General features: G+C 36.8%; 20 protein-coding genes and 1 riboswitch. Of the genes, 7 read left to right on the forward strand and 13 right to left on the reverse strand.

The window, feature by feature from the left end; translation table 11 throughout:
• Nucleotides 1–15 precede the first annotated feature (15 nt).
• A complete protein-coding gene (locus C9J37_RS10705; protein ID WP_107895332.1) occupies nt 16–1,371 on the forward strand; it encodes an FAD-dependent oxidoreductase in 1,356 nt (451 codons plus the stop codon).
• Nucleotides 1,372–1,594: 223 nt separating this feature from the next.
• Entirely contained in the window at nt 1,595–2,047 is a 453-nt protein-coding gene (locus tag C9J37_RS10710; protein ID WP_201262158.1) for a tetratricopeptide repeat protein, read from the forward strand.
• 748 nt (nt 2,048–2,795) lie between these two features.
• Here the strand turns inward: C9J37_RS10710 and C9J37_RS28945 are convergent.
• The 6 genes from C9J37_RS28945 to C9J37_RS10735 form a co-directional block, all read right to left on the reverse strand.
• Entirely contained in the window at nt 2,796–2,945 is a 150-nt protein-coding gene (locus C9J37_RS28945) for a hypothetical protein (protein ID WP_235617085.1), read from the reverse strand.
• 201 nt (nt 2,946–3,146) lie between these two features.
• On the reverse strand, nt 3,147–3,497 hold the full coding sequence (locus C9J37_RS28950; protein ID WP_235617086.1) for an MFS transporter: 351 nt from the start codon (nt 3,495–3,497) through the stop codon (nt 3,147–3,149).
• A gap of 26 nt (nt 3,498–3,523) precedes the next feature.
• A complete protein-coding gene (locus C9J37_RS10720) occupies nt 3,524–3,841 on the reverse strand; it encodes a YcaO-like family protein (RefSeq protein WP_107895333.1) in 318 nt (105 codons plus the stop codon).
• A gap of 281 nt (nt 3,842–4,122) precedes the next feature.
• Nucleotides 4,123–4,890, reverse strand: a complete 768-nt coding sequence (locus tag C9J37_RS10725; RefSeq protein ID WP_107895334.1) for a class I SAM-dependent methyltransferase — start codon at nt 4,888–4,890, stop codon at nt 4,123–4,125.
• Nucleotides 4,891–5,084: 194 nt separating this feature from the next.
• Nucleotides 5,085–5,318 (reverse strand): hypothetical protein, encoded by a 234-nt coding sequence (locus tag C9J37_RS10730; protein ID WP_137067792.1) that lies wholly within the window; start codon nt 5,316–5,318, stop codon nt 5,085–5,087.
• Nucleotides 5,319–5,656: 338 nt separating this feature from the next.
• On the reverse strand, nt 5,657–6,277 hold the full coding sequence (locus tag C9J37_RS10735; protein ID WP_107895336.1) for an SCO family protein: 621 nt from the start codon (nt 6,275–6,277) through the stop codon (nt 5,657–5,659).
• Nucleotides 6,278–6,836: 559 nt separating this feature from the next.
• On the opposite strand from C9J37_RS10735, the gene C9J37_RS10740 reads away from it, so the two are divergent.
• The 5 genes from C9J37_RS10740 (at nt 6,837) to C9J37_RS10760 (ending at nt 11,352) form a co-directional block, all read left to right on the forward strand.
• A complete protein-coding gene (locus C9J37_RS10740) occupies nt 6,837–7,172 on the forward strand; it encodes a DUF485 domain-containing protein (protein ID WP_069512644.1) in 336 nt (111 codons plus the stop codon).
• Nucleotides 7,173–8,726: a solute symporter family protein gene (locus tag C9J37_RS10745; RefSeq protein ID WP_107895337.1), complete on the forward strand. Its 1,554-nt coding sequence runs from the start codon at nt 7,173–7,175 to the stop codon at nt 8,724–8,726.
• Between the two features lie 460 nt (nt 8,727–9,186).
• Nucleotides 9,187–9,525, forward strand: a complete 339-nt coding sequence (locus C9J37_RS10750) for a DUF485 domain-containing protein (protein WP_107895338.1) — start codon at nt 9,187–9,189, stop codon at nt 9,523–9,525.
• Nucleotides 9,522–11,066 (forward strand): solute symporter family protein, encoded by a 1,545-nt coding sequence (locus tag C9J37_RS10755; RefSeq protein WP_107895339.1) that lies wholly within the window; start codon nt 9,522–9,524, stop codon nt 11,064–11,066. Before C9J37_RS10750 ends, C9J37_RS10755 begins: the two co-directional genes overlap by 4 nt.
• 97 nt (nt 11,067–11,163) lie before the next feature.
• Nucleotides 11,164–11,352, forward strand: a complete 189-nt coding sequence (locus C9J37_RS10760; protein WP_024361777.1) for a ribosome rescue factor BrfA — start codon at nt 11,164–11,166, stop codon at nt 11,350–11,352.
• Between the two features lie 22 nt (nt 11,353–11,374).
• On the opposite strand, the gene C9J37_RS10765 is transcribed toward C9J37_RS10760, so the two are convergent.
• The 7 genes from C9J37_RS10765 to parE form a co-directional block, all read right to left on the reverse strand.
• Nucleotides 11,375–12,124 (reverse strand): TatD family hydrolase, encoded by a 750-nt coding sequence (locus C9J37_RS10765; RefSeq protein ID WP_107895394.1) that lies wholly within the window; start codon nt 12,122–12,124, stop codon nt 11,375–11,377.
• Nucleotides 12,114–12,863, reverse strand: coding sequence for an ABC transporter ATP-binding protein (locus C9J37_RS10770; RefSeq protein WP_107895340.1), 750 nt, complete (start codon nt 12,861–12,863; stop codon nt 12,114–12,116). Before C9J37_RS10770 ends, C9J37_RS10765 begins: the two co-directional genes overlap by 11 nt.
• Entirely contained in the window at nt 12,838–13,599 is a 762-nt protein-coding gene (locus C9J37_RS10775) for an ABC transporter permease (RefSeq protein WP_407656242.1), read from the reverse strand. Before C9J37_RS10775 ends, C9J37_RS10770 begins: the two co-directional genes overlap by 26 nt.
• Before the next feature lie 8 nt (nt 13,600–13,607).
• A complete protein-coding gene (locus C9J37_RS10780; protein WP_024361781.1) occupies nt 13,608–13,901 on the reverse strand; it encodes a thiamine-binding protein in 294 nt (97 codons plus the stop codon).
• Nucleotides 13,902–14,900 (reverse strand): ABC transporter substrate-binding protein, encoded by a 999-nt coding sequence (locus tag C9J37_RS10785; protein ID WP_107895342.1) that lies wholly within the window; start codon nt 14,898–14,900, stop codon nt 13,902–13,904.
• A gap of 200 nt (nt 14,901–15,100) precedes the next feature.
• A riboswitch (TPP riboswitch) is annotated at nt 15,101–15,212 on the reverse strand.
• A gap of 198 nt (nt 15,213–15,410) precedes the next feature.
• Nucleotides 15,411–17,843: a DNA topoisomerase IV subunit A gene (gene parC / locus C9J37_RS10790; RefSeq protein WP_107895343.1), complete on the reverse strand. Its 2,433-nt coding sequence runs from the start codon at nt 17,841–17,843 to the stop codon at nt 15,411–15,413.
• The gene (gene parE, locus C9J37_RS10795; protein ID WP_107895344.1) at nt 17,840–19,816 is read right to left on the reverse strand and encodes a DNA topoisomerase IV subunit B; all 1,977 of its coding nucleotides are present in this window, start codon (nt 19,814–19,816) and stop codon (nt 17,840–17,842) included. The genes parC and parE overlap by 4 nt, the downstream gene beginning before the upstream one ends.
• Between the last annotated feature and the right edge of the window lie 238 nt (nt 19,817–20,054).

Below are 20,054 nucleotides of genomic sequence, written 5' to 3' on the forward strand. Positions count from 1 at the left end.
AGAGGAGAAGTTAATATGAACACGCTAAATGTAATGAAACAAAATACATCTTGTTGCACCCCTGCAAAGAGCATTGAAATTCAACAGATTATTCCCAATGCCAATAAAAATTTACCCGTCGTAATAATTGGTGCAGGTCCAATTGGATTAGCTACAGCTGCTCATTTAGTAGAACAAAAGCAAGCATTTATCTTACTAGAGGCAGGGCGTGAAATAGCACATAATATGCGTAGTTGGGGGCATGTGACGTTATTTTCTCCATGGCGTTATAACATCAATAAAGCAGCCAAAGCTTTATTAGATACCTCCGATTGGGTAGAACCTAATTTAGATACGTTACCAACGGGAAATGAATTAATTGATCTCTATTTAAGACCTTTGAGTGAGTTAGTACAAATAAAACCTAACATTCAATTGAACACAAAAGTAGTTGGGATTTCACGACAATTTAATGATAAGATGAAGACAAAAAATCGAGTAGAACAATCCTTTAATATTTATGTTGAACAAGAGAATGACATCAGTATCATAGAGGCGAGAGCTGTTATTGATGCGACGGGTACCTGGGGAAATCCAAATCCTGCGAATACTACAGGTGTTTGGCTACAAAATGAAAAAGCATTAGCAAATCATATTGAGTATGGTATTCCAGATATAAATTCAAATGCTAAGAGATATGCAAATAAGAAGATTGCTGTTATTGGTGGTGGCCATTCAGCTATTAATACCTTATTGGCACTTGCGGAATTACAAGAAGATAATCCTGCAACAAAGTTAGTATGGATTATGCGTAAAAGATCTGTTGAAGAAGCATATGGTGGCGAAGAAAAAGATGCATTAGCAGCTCGTGGCGCACTTGGTGTACGTATACACGAATTAGTAGATACAGGTAAGGTTGAGGTAATAACACCTTTCTATATCTCACAGTTGAAGAAAGATAAGAGCATCCAAATTGTTGGTACTATTAACGGGGAAACAAAGGTATTAACAGGATTTGAAGAGCTAATTGTCAACGCAGGGAATCGACCAGATCTTACGATTAACAGTGAACTACGGCTTTCCATTGATGCAGCAACAGAAAGTGTGAAAGCATTGGCGCCTCTAATTGACCCGAATGAGCATAGTTGTGGAACAGTAAGAGCGCATGGAGAAGAAATACTGAGACAACCAGAAAAGGATTTCTATATAGTCGGAGCTAAAAGTTATGGACGCGCACCAACATTTTTAATGGCAACAGGTTATGAACAAGTCCGTTCAATAACTGCTTACTTATCAGGTGATAAAGAAGCTTCGAAACGTGTGGAATTGGAGTTACCAGAAACAGGGGTTTGCGGTATAAATCTTGCTGATCAATCAAATTCATGTTGTTAAAAAATTTGACTGTTAGCGAAAGCTAGCAGTCCTTTTATAAATAATAAGGAGGAAATGGGATGGAGGACACCATGCAAAATTGCGTTTTGTAGCAGAAAATCAAAATAAAACGGTAGTAATTTAGAAAAGTATAAAGATGAGGTTACAAACACGTTAATAGCTAATGGTAATAAGGTGTTGAAAAGTAAATTTGCAAAGTCAGTAACGGCATGGATATACATTGGTGATGATTAACGTTACGAATTACAATAATGATCAAGAGAAAGCCTTAGGTGAATTAGGGCGTCGAATTCCTACGTATCATTTAATTGATGTATGGAAACATCTAAAGAATAATTTGGGGGTATTTGCATCTGTTTCGAAAGAGGAACCAGTAATTAATGCTATCCATAATCGTGTATCTCTAAAAGAGATTAAAAATCAAAATAATTGGGAGAAAGGATTTGATAAAGGTTATCCTTTGTACGAAAAAGGTGATATAGAGCGCAAGTCTGGCAACATTTTAGGAGCCATTGAGTTATTCGATAAGGCTCGCTATAACGGTTATAATGCACCTGCCTTGTACAGTTCTTATGCTATGGCTTATCGTAAAATAAAAGATTATGATAATGAAATTGCAATTCTTGATGAAGCAATTGAACGTTTGAAATCTGAAAACACGCATTATGGCATTTAACGAACGCCGCAAAAAAGCGATAGCATTAAAGGTTAAGTATAATTAAGTGATATACAGCCACTAAAATAGAAAAAGATCATCCAAGTACAATCTAACAACAATATATAAAAAAATATCAAGAGACACCTAAGATTTTATTTTTTAATCTGGAAATTCTTTGGCTAAATTAATAAAGATTTTAATATATGTATGAGTTGCCACATTTTTAATAAAATTTTATTATCGTCAACACATAAATTAAAAAGAGTGTATGTACGTTCTTGTCCAAAGAATCAAAATGCTTTGAAATCCTCGTTCAAAAAAGGTGGGATTGTGGCAATGTCCAAAAGTTCTTGTCCATATACATCAGTACAGATATTATGAGTAGTTGACGAATCTAAGCCCTCCTCCACGCCAAATAATTTTAGTTTACATAATATAAATTATAGGAAGTTAAGTTTCATATCTAAGTATACTTATGATAGTGAGACAGAATAGAAGAGGATATATAAATGTTATTAAATATTTCTAATGAAATCTTCAACAGGTATAAGCAAGAATAAAAAAACAGTTGGTATGTAATGTTTGTTTTACTTAACCGTCTTTGTGCTGCGGTAAAAAAACAATTGCTATGAATGTATCTGATGCTTTTCCATCAGCATCCTCTCATTCATAGCAATTCTAGATTGGTTTGTTAAACATCGAGTCTAAAATCAGGTTTATTTCTCTGTGTTCGAATCCAATATGGGGTAACTATTCACTATTGAAATTATTTCAAATCTTTACCCACAAATTCCTCTGCATCAGAAATAATATTAATCTTTTTTACCGGAAATAATAATAATAAAATAAAAGCAAAAATATACCCAAAAGTGATAATAATTAAAGATGCCTTTAAAAGACCCTCCAAATAATCCACCTAGCGGCATAGCTCCCCTCGTTAAAAATCTATTACTTGCATTTACTCTTCCTAAAATATTTATATGCCGTAAACTTACTTGAGTTATAAAGTATACTGTATTACCAAAATTCACAAAAATTTGGCCAATTATTATTAAAGATATTGAAAATAGAGAATTCCCTCCAAAAATAGCTATTATACATCCACCTAACCATACTATTAATGTTGATCCAATAATCGAACGTCCAATACCTGTTTTTCCAGAGATTTTGCCCCTACAATCCCCCCTATGCTTCCTAAACTTAGAATAAGACCAATACAAAGAATAAGTAGATACTTTTTTCTACTTCTATCAATCCAAACGCCTGCAAATAAACTAAAAAGGAAAAAGGGCAAAGTAGCTAAAGCTTGAAAAATGCCCATTTGGGATGAATCTGCATTTAAATAATAAATAGCTGTCAGCGGTAATCCAACAACTGTTATTTGAGAGCCAAACATAGAAATTGATTGTGAAATCCAAAAGACGTTAAAATAATTTTTTTCTTTTTTAACATTCATTACATCACTCAAGCTAAAATACACCTTCTTTTTTATTATTACCCAAATGGATGAGGGTGTTTATTTAATTGATGGGTTTTCAAAGAGGAATTACAATAATTCAATAGTCTTTCAGAATAACTCATCTTCGGTTCGAATAAATGCATTGGTTGCAATCCAGGAATTATTGTTTTAGTAACCTTTGCTCCAAATTGCTCAATATCTGATGTAGTTACATCTTTTATTATTATGTCCTTACCTTCTTTAAGGAGAAAATTAATCAATTGTGTTAGGTTCTCTTCTGTCAATCCAGCAAAATTTTCGAACTTTATTGGTTCTTCAGTAGATTTGTCTAAGTATTCAAGTTTTCCTTTCATTTCTGGTAACTTTCCATTTCGAATAATTGCTGGATGTCAAAAAGGCTCATTTGGTTTACAATAGTAATGAGGCATACACTCCGTTCGGATAAGGTTGGTTTAGTCGCTACCATTATACTGAATTTTGGGAGGTGCCTCATTTTTATTTAATCGAAACCCTTGATACTAAAGCGATTGGAATTATGAAATTAACTCATCTAGTTTGGTTTTTATAGAAAAGTTTGATTATTTCGGGATGCGAATATTCAATTAAAGCTCCCCATTAGTTTAATAAGAAAAAATCATTTTCTTGCTAAATATAAATCAATCGTATCGTATATCTTTAATTTATTCCCAAAATCTATAATCGCTTCTCTAATCTCTTTTTCTAACATTATTTTTGTATTATAAGGCAGACTTCTATGGTCAGAATAAGTATTTAATAATGCAATGTAGTCATTCGAAGAAAATATTCGAGTTAAATGATATAACTTAAACACTACATCCTTAAATCCATAAGATTCAATGGTCTTAAACCTGTTGTTATATTTCTTTGTGTCATTTTCTATTATTTTAGTATTGGAAGGTCTATATTTTTGGTATATTCCTTGAATTTGCTTATGCAATTCATCGTTTTCTCGTGATACAAACGGTCTGTTCCAAAATAATGCCAGTGTCCCATCTTTTTTTAATAATTTGGAGACTCTAGGGAAACCTTTTTCTTCTGGAATCCAATGAAATGCAGTAGCTGAATAAATTAAGTCTATACTCTCATATTGACACACAAAGTCTTCAAATGCTGAATTATGTACCCTGAAATTTTCATATTCTCGAAACTTTAACTTAGTATAGTCTGCAAGGTCTTTTCCTAATTCGACTGCTGTTAATTCACAGCCTTTATCCAGAAAAGGTTTTGTCGCTTGACCTGTGCCAATTCCAATTTCAATAACTTTTTTGCCATACTCTACTTGAGAATAATTCAAAATATCTTTAAATAATTCATCACAATATGTTGGTCGCCATTTATCGTAATTCCCTACATCCTCATTAAATATAAATCGTTTATCCAATTTATTTTCCTCCGAATATATTGTTACCACACTATTTAGGTGTTTGGATACCTAATTATAAAGAAACAATCTCCACCACCTTCAGATGATGGCGTCTCTTACTGAATGAATCCGAAAGTGGTCTGGCCACTTTCGGATTTGGCTTTATCTTACAAAACAATTATTTAAAAGTAAAGAAAAGACTGCATAAAAATTTATGCAATTTCTAAAATTCCTTCAATTTCATATTCTTTTCGTCGTTTGTGCATGTTTACTTTCACTTGTAGTCTACCAAAGCGCTTTTCAAGCGTTCTCTCAATGTAAAGCAATTCATCTTCTAGTAACAGCTCTTGAACAAGATGAAAAACTTGCGGGAATAAGGTTACAGAGACCGTTCCAAACTCATCCTGAAGAGCTAATAAAGGCCATTTGTAAACGGCGATCAACAAGGGAAAGCATGTACCTGGCAACGTCCGTACGTGCCCACCGAGCCAATATTCAGGGTTATTAATCGTAACTTTTTTATAATTGTTGCGACTTTACTAAATCAAGAGTTTTTCAGTATAGTTGTATATCGCGAAATATCAATAATTATGAACAAACTATCCGTATTAAAAAAACAAGGAGAGTTAAAAAACTAGCTTGTTTGAAATTAACTTTCATATAAAAATCCAAATAATATCTAAACACAATTTATAAATCATCATTATAGACTTTAGGTCCTTTTCTAATAGAAAAAATAAACTCAGCTAATTGTTTAATCAACTGAGTTTATTTTGCGTTGTATTTAGTTTTTAGACAATGCTTTCATATCTGCTACGATTGTTTCAACCGGTACATCTGTCGTGCCATCATAATCTTTTACGACAACACCATCAGCATTTACTAAATAAAAACTCGACATATGTACTACTTGATCAGAATTCGGATCATTTTTTACTAATGAATTAAATGATTTTCGCGCAAATTGCTCTATATATACTTGCTTATAACCAGTCAGCAGCTGCCATTTGCTATCATCAACAACCGAGTACGTTTTTAAATAATTTTTTAATACTTCAGGTGTGTCAACTTCTGGATCTACGCTAAATGCTACGATTTGATAGTCCTTTACGCCTTCATCTTCTAATGACTTTTGCACATCTGTCATATTATATGTCATCGGCGGACAAATCGAATTGCAATTTGTAAATATGAACATGGCTAACCAAGGCTTTCCTTTAAAGCTATCAAGGTTCACTTGCTCATTGTTTTGATTTGTAAAAGAAAAATCTTGTACGTCAATACTCATTTCAGGTTTAAATTTATAACTACCACAAGCTGTTAATAAACTACTTATTACTAGGTATCCAACTAGTATGATCCATTTCCTTCTTAACAAAGTGTACACTTCCCTCCAACTTATCATCGTTTTTTATTGTATAAATTATAGATTACAAATACAAGATAATGGTCTTGAATCTTTTCCTTCTTTATGTCAAACTCCTTCATTTGTATGTTTTTGGTAGCTTTTAAACCATTTTATGCCAACTTATTAAAAGTTTTTTTAAAAATTTTTTCAGCATTTTTTTACTAATTTTCTTATTTCCCAAGACATCATATAATTGTTATATAACAAGGTTTTTTTGCTATTCATTTATAGACTCTTTTTTATAGAAAAATAAGGAAAACGCTAAATTTCTCTTTTAAGTTCATTTTTTCTTTTACATTCAAAATTATTATCAATAAGCTATTTTAACAATACTATTTCAAGAGTGAAACGCGTTCTCTTTCATACAGATAATTTCTATTAAATCCTTATTATTTCTACTTTATTTCGACTATCTAAATTTGACTAAAAATTTGAAAAACTAAAATTTTAGTATTGCATTATAGGATTCTTCCTCATAAAATAAGTGAATATAACGACGAGACAAAAAGAAATATGTCGTTTTAAACAGCAATATATAACTTTAGGGGGAATAATAATGGCTAACATTACTGAGAACAAAAACGTACAATCAGTTGACTATAATGCAATTGAAGCTATGGAATCGTTCAACAACTTCGTAAAAAAGAAAAATACTTTCCTTTTTTCGATTACAGCAGGGTTTTTAATTCTTTATATTTTACTACCAATCCTTGCTTTTCAGCCTGTACTACAACAAAAAGTTGTTGGTAGTATTACGGGCGTTTGGATTTACTCAGCAGGACTTTTCATCATGACAATTGTTCTTTGTACAGTATATGTAAAAAAAGCTTCTTCATTCGATAAAGCTGCAGCTGCAGTTCTTGCAGAGTATCAAGCGAAAGGTGGAAAATAAATGAATTTAGTATCAGTAGGATTCTTCTTAGGAATCGTAGGTTTAACATTAATCGTTACGTATATCGCTGCGAAGCGTACTTCTTCTGCCAGTGATTTCTATACTGCCGGTGGTGGATTAAAAGGATGGCAAAATGGCTTTGCGATTGCGGGTGACTACTTATCAGCGGCTGCATTTCTAGGGGTTTCAGGTGCTATCGCATTAACTGGTTTCGATGGTTTCTTCTTCTCAGTAGGTTATGTTGTTGCGAACTTAGTTTTACTATATGTCATTGCAGAACCAATGCGTAATTTAGGACGCTATACATTAGCCGATATGCTAACAGCTCGCTTTAATGAAAAACGTATTCGTGGAGTAGCTGCTACAGGCACAATTATTATCGTTATTCTTTATATGATTGCTCAATTAGTAGGTGCTGGTGCTCTTATTAAATTATTATTTGGTATTGAGTATTGGGTTGCGGTGTTAATTGTAGGCGTTATGATGACTACTTATGTATTATTTGGTGGTATGACGGCTACTTCATGGGTTCAAATTATTAAAGCTGGTCTTTTACTATTTGGGACAGGTTTATTAGCAACACTGGTATTAATAAAATTCGATTTCTCTTTAGTGAAAATGTTTGATACGATTTCGTCTGATCACGGCGATAAGTTTTTAGTGCCAGGTATGAAATACTCAAGTTCAATTGACTCTGTTTCAATGATGATGGCACTAGTATTAGGTACTTCAGGTTTACCACATATCCTAATGCGCTTCTTTACTGTTAAAGATGCAAAAACAGCTCGTGCTTCTATTTCTTGGACAACTTGGATTACAGCTATTTTCTTCTCATTAACAATTTTCTTAGGTTTTGGCGCTATGCACTTTGTAGGGCTTGATAAAATCATCGCTGAAAGTAAAGCTGGAAATACGGCTGCTCCACTATTAGCTGAATTCCTTGGCGGCGATGTTCTTATGTCATTCATTTGTGCGGTTGCATTCGCAACAATTTTAGCGGTAGTTTCTGGACTAGTATTAACAGGTGCATCTGCAATTTCTCATGATATTTATGGTGAGATTATTAAAAATGGTAAATTAACTGAAAAGCAACAAGTTTTAGCTGCTCGTACAGGCTCAATTTCTATTGCCATTGTATCTATTATCCTTGCATTGTTTGCACAAAGTTTAAATGTTTCATTCTTAGTATCATTTGCATTTTGTATCGGGGCTTCTGCCAACCTACCTGTTATTTTATATACAATTTACTGGAAAAAGTTCAATTCAACTGGTGCGGTAACTGCCATGGTAACAGGCTTAGTTTCATGTTTAGTTCTAGGTGCTATGGGCCCGAACGTTTGGAGTCCAGTTGAAGGTGCAGCAATCTTTGTTGGAAATCCACTTGTGCCACTTGCAGTTCCAGCAATTATCACGATTCCTCTTGGCTTTATTGCTGGTTACTTAGGTTCTGTTCTTTCTACTAACAAAGTATCTCAAGCTGAGGCGGATCGTATTTACAAAGAAATCCGTGTAAAAGCAAATACAGGGGTATCCGTTTCAGATATTTCTCATTAATCAGATTAAGATTTTAATGACCCCTTTTTATAGTAAAAAAAGACTCGACTTCGGTCGGGTTTTTTCTTTTTTTATTATAAAAAATTAAACATTTTACTTATCGAACAATACTATTATTTTTCCAAAAATAAGAAAATAACCAATTTTCACTAGAGAAATGGTGTTTATTTTTTCTAGAAAAAACGCATTTTTTCTCGGTTATTACAACTGTTTTTTTGTCAAGAAGCTAGTAATATCATCATCTTGTAAATTTATCTGAATTTTCGAAAACCCTTTAATTTCTAGGCTTTGTCATGTATTTTCTGTTTAAAGTCTATTTTTCAGAAAATTTTTTTTACATAATTTTTCTGAAATGTATTGCAATTTTGTGAACTGTCTCATAAAATTAAGATGTGAATTCACTAAAGTAGCAAAAAATAGTATTTAAGCAGTAAAAATAAACACAAAATGGGGAATGTTTATGGCGAACAATCAAGCAAGCAAAAGCATTGTTATTGATTATGATGCAATTGCAAAACAAGAATCGTTTAAAGCACTTGTAAGAAAAAAGAATGCCTTTCTATGGTCAATCACTGTATTCTTTTTAGCAGCCTACATGTTGCTACCTATTCTTACATCTTACACAACAATCCTACACCAAAAGGCTATTGGGGAAGTCACTTGGGTATGGATTTACGCAGCAGGATTATTCATCATGACTTGGAGCTTATGTCACCTATATGTTGCGAAAGCCAATAGCTTTGATAAAGAAGCAAAAGCAATTATAGCTGAATATGAAAACGGAGGTGGCCGCCTATGAGCCCTATAGCAATATTTTTCTTCGTAGCAATCGTTGGTCTTACATTAATTATTACATGGTGGGCATCTAAACGTACTTCTTCTGCGACTGACTTTTACACTGCAGGTGGCGGTTTAACAGGCTGGCAAAATGGACTAGCAATCGCTGGAGACTACTTATCAGCAGCTTCTTTCCTAGGGATCGCTGGTGCCGTTGCATTATTCGGATTTGATGGATTCTTCTTCTCTATCGGTTATTTAGTAGCTTACTTAGTGGTGCTATATATCGTAGCTGAGCCATTACGTAACCTTGGTAAATTTACATTAGCGGACATGATTACAGCACGTTTTAATAATTCTAAAGTTCGTGGTACAGCAGCTCTAAGTACCATTACAATTGTATTATTCTACATGATTGCACAACTAGTTGGTGCAGGCGCACTTATTCAATTACTTTTAGGAATTGACTATTGGGTTGCAGTATTAATCGTTGGTGTTATGATGACTACTTATGTTTTATTCGGTGGTATGACTGCAACTTCTTGGGTACAAATTATTAAAGCTTGTCTATTAATGTTAGGTACTGTCATTATTTCGTTCTTAGTATTAAAAGAGTTTGGCTTCAGTATTTCAACAATGTTTACAGAAATGTCTACTGCTACTGACAACGGTGCGGCATACTTAAATCCTGGACTTAAGTACACAAACGGTATTGATACAATTTCAGTTTTAATTGCCCTTGTATTAGGTACTGCAGGTCTTCCGCATATCTTAATGCGTTTCTTCACAGTAAAAGATGCAAAAACAGCTCGTTCTTCAGTTATTTGGGCTACTTGGATTGTAGGTCTATTCTATGTGTTAACAATCTTCTTAGGCTTCGGTGCTGCTGCATTCGTTGGTAAAGAAGACATTATCGCTGCAAACGCGGCTGGTAACATGGCAGCTCCACTTCTTGCAGAAGCACTTGGTGGCGACATTCTGTTCTCATTCGTTTGTGCAGTAGCATTCGCAACAATTTTAGCGGTAGTAGCAGGTCTTGTACTTTCAGGTGCATCTGCCCTATCACATGATATTTATGGCCAAATTATTAAAAAAGGTAAGATTACAGAAAAAGAGCAAGTACTTGCTGCTCGTATCGGTTCTATTACAATCTCTGTAGTATCAATCCTTCTTGCACTTGGTGCCCAAACATTAAATGTTGCGTTCTTAGTATCACTAGCATTCTGTATTGCTGGTTCGGCAAACTTACCAGTAATTATTTACACAATTTATTGGAAACGCTTTAATACGGCTGGTGCAGTAACAGCGATGTTAACAGGTTTAATTTCTGCTTTAATACTTGTAGCTGTATCTCCAAACGTTTGGAATCCAGTTGAAGGTAAAGCAATCTTCGTAGGTAATCCGTTAATTATGTTAACGAATCCTGCAATAATTTCTGTACCACTTGGTTTCCTAGGTGGTTTCATCGGAACGTTACTTTCTAAAGAATCTGATGAAGCGAAATATCGTGAAGTTGATGTAAAAGCAAACACTGGTATTTCAGTTCAAGACGTATCTCACTAATACTATCACTAAAACCCCGTAAATTTTATGCTTACGGGGTTTTACTTTTCTCCCTCTTTTCGGTAATATATTGGTAATGTGAAATGGAGGGATTAGCATGGCACTATCTAAAGCTAAAAAGAAACGTATGCATTTAAAACGGACGCAAGGTAAGGATGTTGAGAAAAAACGTCAAACCGCCCCTTTTAGTACGCATGAGCGCGTGACAAAAACGAAGCATGCTACATTAGAACACAATAGAACAAAACATAGGAAACAGCCACACGGAGACGATTACTCGCTCTAAATGTGGCTGTTTTTGTCGTTTCTTATAAATCGTAAAATAATTTTGTGTTTCGTGTCACAATATTGGCCGCTTCTTGCGTTGTTATACCTTTAAGCGTTGCAATGACTTCGATACTTTTAGCCATCATAGACGGCGATGTTCGAGCCTTATCAAAAGGTCCTTCAAATGGCCAAGGTCCATCCGTTTCCACCATCATCAGTTCCAATGGATACTTTGTAATCAAATCTTGTATTTCCGCTTCATAAACACAATCAGGCGTAATGGAAATATAATAACCATTATGTATCATGCGTACAATTGCCTCTTCACTTCCCTTGAACCAATGAAAATGAGCTTTCTTTACACCATGTTTCTCAAGTAAATCGCAAGCGATTAGTGCATCCTCATAAACAGCATGTAACACTATCGGTTTGTGAAGTTCTTGCGCTAACAGAATAAATTGTTCTAATAACGCAATATAAGGGCGCTCATCCAATACATGCGTCTGTTTTCGATAATAAGGTAAACCAACCTCTCCAACAGCAATCATCTCACTAGCATGCAGTCGTATCCAATCAAATAAAGCTTCTTTCTCCCTATCATTAGGCAACGACTGTTCAGGATGAAAACCATACGCTGCCTTGACCTTCGCATAGGCTCTCGATAACTTCAGCGTTTTCTCACAAGATTGTAAGTCCGTACTGACCGCTATAACCGTTTGCGCCTCATCAAGTAGCAAAGGTACTTCTTCTTCTTGATACTGATCTAAATGAATATGTGCATCAATCAACATATGCATCGTCCTTTTCTTCCTTTAAATACTGAAAAAGTTGTTGTTTTAACTGTGTAAATTGAGTGGAATGGCGAATTTCCTCGAACCGTGGTCGTGCAAATGGCACAATAATTTCTTCCTTAACCGTCGCTGGACGTTTTGTTAATACAATAATGCGATCCGCTAAAAATAGCGCTTCTTCAATACTATGTGTCACAAATAGGATAGATTTTTTATGTTCCTCCCAAATAGATAACAGCCATGCCTGCATTTCTAATCTTGTAAACTCATCGAGCGCTGAAAAAGGTTCATCTAAGCATAGTATCGGTTTCCCACTGACGATAGCGCGCAAAAATGATACACGTTGCTGCATGCCTCCTGATAATGCATGCGGATAAGCATTTTCAAACGAAGCAAGACCAACCTTTTCTAGCCACGCTTTGGCAAGCTCTTTATTCGGCCGACGCTGCAATTCTTCAACGATCATGACATTTTCTAAAATCGTCCGCCACGGTAATAAGCAAGGTTGTTGGGGCATATAGCCAATGATACCTGTTTGTCGTTGAATATTGTCTCCATTTAACAAAATAGTGCCATGATCGACAGGCGTTATTCCTCCTATCAATTGAAAGAGTGTGCTTTTGCCGCTACCTGAAGGGCCAATGATTGCCACAAATTCACCTTCCTGAACTGTAAAGGATAAATTTTTAACCACTTCAAGTGAGCCAAAGGATTTAGAAATGTCCTGAATGTTCAGCATGTGCGCCCCTCCCCTTTACAACAAGCTTTTCTACAAAACGAATCACACTAAATAACAATAAACTTAATAAGACAATCGCAAATATCGCAACAAATACACGATCCGTTCGAAACGATGATTGTGCGAGCGTCATATAAACACCAATTCCTTTTTTTGCACCAAGCCATTCTGCTATGACAGCGCCCATCACACTATAGGTCGCCGCAATCTTAATACCGGAAAAGATGGATGGATACGCATAAGGCCATTCTAATTTCCAAAATGTTTGCCCTTTCGTAGCACCAATCATTGCAAAATAATGTTTGAGCTCAGGGGAGGTTTGACGAAACCCATCCATCGCCGCGATAACGATTGGAAAGAAGCAAACGAGACAAATAATAATCAGCTTGGGTAACAGGCCAAAGCCAAACCAAATAATTAATAATGGCGCTAAAACGAGCACTGGCACATTTTGAGACACAATGAGAATCGGATAAACAAACGCTCTAATTGTTGATGAGCGATGTAAAAATACCGCAACGCTTAAGCCACACATCACACCAATAGCAAGCCCTATTAATGCTAGCTGAATCGTGGCCCAAACATGGGGACTAAACGTTGAATACGATTCAATACCTTCAATCATAATGGCACTTGGCGCTGGCAATAGCCAATGTGGGATATCAGCTACACGTATAATAAGTTCCCAAATGAATAAGAGGAAGGCGATAAAAATAATCGACCTTCCTTGCAGCATTACCTGTTTCACCCTCGATATTTCTCCGTTAACGTTCCCATTGTAATACCAGCTGGCTGATATAAAATTTTCACTTGTGTAATAACATTGATAGCGCCTAAGTCAATCATCTTTTTATTCATCTCTTCAATAATTTGTAACAAAGTGGATAATTCACCCTCCATTGTTGTTTCCAGTGGATGCACCTCATAGTGCACACCGGAAGCATCGATTACAGCAATTGCCGCATCTACAAATGGGATCACATCCTCATATTTTTCTGTTTTAGGTATGATTTGTACACTAATTAATGAATTCGCCATTTATTTCGCTCCTTTCTTTGGTAAGAAATCGTTTGTAAATGCTTGTTGTGCATTAAAGTCGCCTTCTAAAACGTTATTCTTTGTCATCCAGTCCGCATAGTTTTCCCAAACTGCTAACTTTTGTTCTCCCCATTGCGCCGCATCGTCTTGATATTTGCCCGCTAACCATTCCTGACTTTTATGCACAAGCTCTTTATCCAAATCAGGTACCGCTTCAAGTAAAATATCAGCCGCTTCACTTGGATGCGCTATCGCATATTCATAGCCTTTTGTAGTAGCCGCGACAAATGCCTTTACGACATCAGGATTATCCTTGATCATCTTTTCATTCGTTGCCAATACAGGTGTGTAATAATCGAGCTGCTCACTATAGTCGGTTAAATACTGCATATTTAACTTTTCCCCACGAAGTTCTGCCTCAATACCTGTCCAAGCATAATAAATCCACGCAAAATCAATATCCTTTTGCATCATTGTGAAAAAGTCGATATCTCCCGCATTGACGATATCTAATTTGTTTATATCGGCATTGTCTGCTTTCATCAATGACTGTAAAACAGCTTGTTCAACTGGAGCACCCCAGCCACCATAGGTTTTTCCTTCGTAATCTTTTGGTGATGTAATGCCTTTTGAAGCGAGTGATGCAAAACCTGAAGTATTATGCTGAATAATTGCCGCAATCGATACAAGGGGTACATCTTGTACACGTGCTTGCGTAATACCTTCCTGATAACTTACGCCAAACTCTGCTTTCCCAGATGCCACAAGCTGATCAGCACCTGCATCACCTGGTAAAATAATCTCTACGTCTAAGCCTTGCTCTTTAAAATAGCCAAGCTTTTGCGCCACATAAAGTCCCGTATGATTCGTATTAGGTGTCCAGTCCAGTACAACGGATACTTTTTTTTCTGAACTCGGTTCCTCTTTTTTGTCTTCTTTTGCGCTACATCCAACTAATGTAATTAGTGCAGCAACCATAATGAATAACCATTTTTTCATGCTATATCCTCCTAGCAAGTAATTTGAAAGTGTTCATGATTGAATGTTTCACCAGAAGAAAAGCGTATGCTGTTTTTAATCCGTTTGCAGGCGATTCTCATTGTTTTCTATCTGCTTAAGGTTAATGATCATCCTTAAACAAAAAACGCCTAGGGATTATCCCAGGCGTTTGCAAACGGTATCAAAAAATAGTGTACGAATATTTTTGAATAGATGTTCCCTACGCTGGTACGAGCCAAATCAGGTTCAAAGGGTCAGCATCTGAACGGACGCAATCTCAGCTGGCAACTTCCAGCCCCCCTACATTCTTAACTTATGAACTTTTCGTTGTTTATTATACCCCTATCTATCTTCAAATGACAAGCTCGTATTTTTAAACCTTTAAAATCAGCCTTGCTGTCTGTGCCTTTCATAAGCGAGCAAACTGCTATCTAATTAGTAATTCATTTTCCAAAGCATTTTGCTAGATGAAAAAAGCCCAGTTCTGTAAAAGAACATGGGCATAATGAATTATTCCTCTTCTTTTTTCATTTTCATTACATGAGAAATGGTACCATCTGTAGCGATATCTATTTTAAAGGAACCATTCGAATGACGATCTGCGCGCGTTAACCCTTTGACATCAATGATTTCTTGCACGCCTTTTTCTGTTTCAACAATGACTTGCTCCTCATCACTTGCTTTTACTACCGCAACTATACGATGTGGATTGGCTTTTAATTCGGTTAACACTTTTAAACCACGTTTTGCTCTACTTGCCATATCGACTTCAGCGACATTCATCTTCTTCACAGCACCTCGTTGGGTAACAATCACGACATACTCTGTATCAGACGGCTTTAATATTGTTACACCAACAAGTACTTCCCCATCTTTTAACGTGATACCTTTCACGCCACCCGTTTTAACACCTGTGACAGGAAGTTCTTCAATTGGGAAGCGGATAGCGTAGGCTGTATCAGTAATCAATAACAGCTCTGCCTCGTCTGATACAATATCCGCCATTATCATTTCATCACCTGATTTGACATTCATCGTCTTAATCGGCTTCGAATAACGTGTCACTGCATAATCTGGCAGTGGTGAGCGCTTAATTTGCCCTTCCTTTGTAGCGGTTAAAATATAGGTGTTTGGCTGTTCAAAGGTATCAAAACCATAGACTGCAATAATTGTTTCATCTTCCCCTGTTGGCACAATACTTGAGATATGCTGACCAAGATCTTTCCAACGAATATCCGGCAATTCATGTACAGGCTGATAAATATAATTCCCACGATTTGTGAACAACAATAGATGATGCTGGGTATTTAACGTTTCCTCATACAGTAAATAATCGGAGTCTTTCATGGCAAAATCTTGTCCATTAGATGCTGCATGCGAACGTGTGGATGTGCGCTTAATATAGCCATCCTTCGTCACTGTGACCACAACATCTTCACTTGGAACAAGCACGTCTAATGTAATTTTAATTTCTTCAATCTCTTGTTCGATTTTCGAACGGCGTGGTTCAGAAAAACGTTTTTTAATGTCGAGTAATTCTTGTTTAATGACACGAACAAGTTTCGCCCCGCTATGCAAAATACCTTCTAGTTTCGCAATCAGTGCATTTAACTCATCTTGTTCACGACGTAGCTCTGTAATATCCGTATTCGTTAAACGGTATAATTGTAAGCTCACAATCGCCTCAGATTGCACTTCAGTAAAGTCAAATTTCACCTGTAAATTTGTTTTTGCGTCGCGTTTATCATTCGATGAACGAATTGTTGCAATTACTTCATCTAAAATCGACAGTGCTTTAATCAAACCATCAACTATATGAGAACGGTCTTTTGCCTTTTGTAAATCATAAATGGAGCGGTTTGTCACCACTTCTTTTTGATGGGCTATGTACGCATCAAGTAGCAGTGGCAATGTCATCATCGTTGGACGACGATTATGGATCGCAATCATATTAAAGTTATAGGCTACTTGCAAATCAGTAGTTTTAAATAAATAATTTAAAATTCCTTGTGCTGGCACGTCTTTTTTTAACTCAATCACGACGCGTAAACCAGTACGATCGGATTCATCTCGAATTTCTGCAATGCCTTCCAGTCGTTTATCGACGCGTTGTTCATCAATTTTCTTTACAAGATTCGCCTTATTTACATCATATGGCAACTCTGTAATAACGATTTGTTCTTTCCCGCCTTTTAATGGTTCAATGGCTGCTTGAGCACGAACAATAACTTTACCACGTCCTGTTTCATAAGCCTTTTTAATACCATCGACACCTTGAATAATCCCTCCTGTTGGGAAGTCAGGGCCTTTAATCACCGTCATTAGCTCATCGACAGTAGCATTCGGTTGATCTAAACGCATTAAAACGGCATCTAACACCTCATCAAGCGCATGTGGGGGAATATCTGTGGCATAACCAGCGGATATCCCCGTCGACCCGTTGACGAGCAAATTCGGGAAGCGAGCAGGCAATACTGTTGGCTCCATATCCTGATCATCAAAATTCGGTACAAACTCCACTGTCTTTTTACCGATATCGCGTAGCATTTCAGCCGCAATTGCTGACAATCTTGCTTCTGTATAACGCATCGCAGCAGGTGGATCTCCATCAACAGAACCATTATTTCCGTGCATTTCAATCAGCATATGGCGCGCTTTCCAATCTTGACTCATTCGCACCATCGCTTCATATACCGAACTATCACCGTGTGGATGGTAGTTACCGATTACATTCCCGACCGTTTTGGCAGACTTACGGAACGGTTTATCGTTCGTATTGCCTTCTGTATACATCGCAAATAAAATACGTCGCTGTACAGGTTTAAGACCGTCGCGCGCATCTGGCAACGCGCGGTCTTGAATAATATATTTACTATAACGACCAAATCGGTCTCCCATTACTTCTTCTAATGGTAAATCTTGAAACTTTTCCGTACTACTCATGCTTGGTCCTCCTCTTGTTGGATGAATTCATTGTCTAAAATATTCGAATCATCCTCCATGCCGAAGTTAACATTTGCTTCGATCCATTTACGGCGCGGCTCTACCTTATCGCCCATTAACGTTGTCACGCGACGCTCAGCACGTGCCCCATCCTCAATCGTGACACGAATTAACGTACGCGTCTCAGGGTTCATCGTTGTATCCCACAGTTGGTCAGCATTCATCTCACCAAGTCCTTTATAACGTTGTAGGATATAGCCTTTCCCTACTTTTTTAATGGCTTTTTGTAAATCATTTTCGGTCCAAGCATATTCAATGACCTCTTTTTTCCCTACACCCTTTGATACTTTATAAAGTGGTGGTAACGCAATAAACACTTTGCCAGCCTCAATTAATGGGCGCATATACCGATAGAAGAATGTTAATAGTAGCACCTGAATATGTGCTCCATCCGTATCAGCATCGGTCATAATGACAACTTTATCGTAGGCTGAATCTTCTACTGAGAAATCCGCTCCAACTCCTGCACCAATAGCATGAATAATCGTGGAAATCTCCTCGTTTTTCATAATATCTTGGAGCTTCGCTTTTTCGGTATTAATGACTTTACCGCGCAACGGTAAAATCGCCTGAAACGTACGATCTCGCCCTTGTTTCGCTGAACCGCCAGCAGAATCACCTTCGACTAAATATAATTCGTTTCTCGCAGCATTGCGAGATTGTGCAGGGGTTAACTTCCCTGAAAGAATCGTACTTCCTTTTTTGCTTTTCTTCCCGTTACGAGCATCTTCACGTGCTTTTCGCGCCGCTTCACGTACTTGTTGAGCACGAATCGCTTTTCGAACAAGAGATGCAGACAATTCCGCATTTTCTTCTAGCACATAGAAGATTTGCTCTGAGACAACGCTATCGACTACCGAACGCGCTTCACTTGTACCAAGCTTTCCTTTCGTTTGCCCCTCAAATTGTAATAAATGTTCAGGAATACGGACAGAGATAATTGCCGCTAAACCTTCGCGAATATCTGTCCCTTCAAGATTTTTATCTTTATCTTTTAGTAATCCTATTTTCCGTGCATATTCATTGAAAACTCTTGTCAAGGCAGCTTTTGCACCGGTCTCATGCGTACCACCATCACGTGTACGGACGTTGTTTACAAACGATAAGATCGTTTCTGAATAACCATCGTTGAATTGGAAGGCAAATTCAACTTCGATATCGTCTTGCTCACCCTCTACATATTTGACAGGATGAAGAACATCTTTTTCCTCATTCAAATACGCAACGAAAGCTTCAATGCCGTTTTCGTAAAAGAAAACATCACCTTTGCCTTCCTCGCGTTGATCAATTAACTCAATTTTTAATCCTTTTAATAAAAATGCAGACTCACGTAAACGTTCTGCAAGTGTATCATAATTAAATTTTGTGACGGAAAAAATCGTGTCATCTGGCAGGAAATGGACCAGTGTGCCTGTTTGCTTTGTCTGACCGATTTCTTCTAAAGTCGTCACAGGATGTCCACCGTTTTCAAAACGCTGTTTATATTTTTTGCCATCGCGATGAATCGTCACTTCTAAAAATGTCGATAAGGCATTAACAACGGAAGAGCCAACACCGTGTAAGCCGCCACTCGTTTTATAGCCGCCTTGTCCAAATTTACCACCTGCATGTAAGACTGTGAAAATAATTTCAGGGGTAGGTTTGCCCATTTTATGCATACCTGTTGGCATTCCACGTCCAAAATCTCGAACGCTTAAACTTTGATCTTTATGAATTGTGACAATGATATGAGAACCAAAGCCAGCAAGTGCTTCATCCACCGCATTATCTACGATTTCATATACAAGGTGATGAAGTCCTCTGCCATCTGTGGAACCGATATACATGCCGGGTCGCTTTCGTACCGCTTCTAATCCTTCTAATACTTGAATTGCGTCATCATTATAGACGCTAGGTGACTGTTTATTCGCCAAAAGATTCCCCTCCAAAAAACAAACGCATGTTCTGATTACGTTCTCATCCTAATAATAATAGCATTTCCTGTCAATAGCTAGTGACAGATATATATTTTTTTAATTACGCTACAACGTAATTGCTTCTATGAACTTTATTTAGAGGCCAGGGCAGGCTGCTGTCATGAATGACTGCACCTATTTTAAGCTTACTGCCTTGTACGACCAAACAAAAATCCACGACAACTGTAAGAGGCGC

Source organism: Lysinibacillus mangiferihumi (assembly GCF_003049665.1).
Lineage (GTDB): Bacteria > Bacillota > Bacilli > Bacillales_A > Planococcaceae > Lysinibacillus > Lysinibacillus mangiferihumi.